This is a genomic window from Burkholderia sp. BCC1985 (assembly GCF_905339915.1).
Lineage (GTDB): Bacteria > Pseudomonadota > Gammaproteobacteria > Burkholderiales > Burkholderiaceae > Burkholderia.
Genome location: NZ_CAJPGY010000102.1, coordinates 1 through 1,785, shown reverse-complemented (window position 1 = coordinate 1,785; position 1,785 = coordinate 1). Strand labels below are relative to the sequence as shown.

General features: G+C 64.5%; 1 pseudogene. It reads right to left on the bottom strand.

Going from position 1 to position 1,785, the window contains the following annotated elements:
- A pseudogene (locus U4Z31_RS36795) lies at nt 1-1,785 on the bottom strand (hemagglutinin); the annotation flags it as partial.

Here is a 1,785-nt window from a genome sequence, read left to right as displayed (position 1 = left end):
GCCGACGACAAGCCAGTCGACGTGGAAGTCGACAGCGAAGCGACCGAGCTATCGGTCGAGCTGAGGCCCGTCGACAACGAGCTGATCCCCGTCGAAGTCGAAGTGGACAACGAGCCGATCGAGCTGTTAGCCGAGGACAGGCCCGTCGACGTGGAGGTCGACAGCGAAGCGACCGAGCTGTCGGTCGAGCTGAGGCCGGTCGACAACGAGCTGAGGCCGGTCGAGGTCGAAGTCGAGAGCGACGAAATCGAGCTGGTCGCCGACGACAGGCCGGTCGACGTGGAAGTCGACAGCGAGGCGACCGAGCTATCGGTCGAGCTCAGGCCGGTCGACAGCGAGCTGATACCCGTCGAGGTCGAGGTGGACAGCGAGCCGATCGAGCTGGTCGCCGACGACAGGCCGGTCGACGTGGAAGTCGACAGCGAGGCGACCGAGCTATCGGTCGAGCTGAGGCCGGTCGACAGCGAGCTGATACCGGTCGAGGTCGACGTGGACAACGAGCCGATCGAGCTGTTAGCCGACGACAGGCCAGTCGACGTCGACGTCGACAGCGAAGCGACCGAGCTATCGGTCGAGCTCAGGCCGGTGGACAGCGAGCTGATACCCGTCGAGGTCGAGGTGGACAGCGAGCCGATCGAGCTGGTTGCCGACGAGAGGCCAGTCGACGTCGACGTCGACAGCGAAGCGACCGAGCTATCGGTCGAGCTCAGGCCGGTCGACAACGAGCTGATGCCGGTCGAGGTCGAGGTGGACAGCGAACTGATCGAGCTGGTCGCCGACGAGAGGCCAGTCGACGTCGACGTCGACAGCGAAGCGACCGAGCTGTCGGTCGAGCTGAGGCCGGTCGACAACGAGCTGATACCCGTCGAGGTCGACGTGGACAACGAGCCGATCGAGCTGTTAGCCGAGGACAGGCCAGTCGACGTGGAGGTCGACAGCGAAGCGACCGAGCTATCGGTCGAGCTGAGGCCCGTCGACAGCGAGCTGATCCCCGTCGAAGTCGAAGTGGACAGCGAGCCGATCGAGCTGGTTGCCGACGAGAGGCCAGTCGACGTGGAGGTCGACAGCGAGGCGACCGAGCTATCGGTCGAGCTCAGGCCCGTCGACAGCGAGCTGATACCGGTCGAAGTCGAGGTGGACAGCGAGCTGATCGAGCTGGTTGCCGACGACAAGCCGGTCGAGGTCGAGGTAGACAACGAGCTAATCGAGCTGGTTGCCGACGACAGGCCAGTCGACGTCGAGGTCGACAGCGACGCCACCGAGCTGTCGGTCGAGCTGAGGCCGGTCGACAACGAGCCGATACCCGTCGAAGTCGAGGTGGACAACGAGCCGATCGAGCTGGTTGCTGAGGACAAGCCGGTCGACGTCGAAGTCGAGAGTGAAGCGACCGAGCTATCGGTCGAGCTCAGGCCGGTCGAGAGCGAGCCGATGCCGGTCGAGGTCGACGTGGACAGCGAGCTGATCGAGCTGTTTGCCGAAGACAGGCCAGTCGACGTCGAGGTCGACAGCGAAGCGACCGAGCTATCGGTCGAGCTGAGGCCGGTCGACAGCGAGCTGATCCCTGTCGAAGTCGAAGTGGACAACGAGCCGATCGAGCTGTTTGCCGACGACAGGCCAGTCGACGTCGAGGTCGACAGCGAAGCGACCGAGCTATCGGTCGAGCTGAGGCCCGTCGACAACGAGCTGATCCCCGTCGAAGTCGAAGTGGACAGCGAGCTGATCGAGCTGTTTGCCGACGACAGGCCGGTCGACGTCGAAGTCGAGAGCGAAGCCACCGAGCTATCA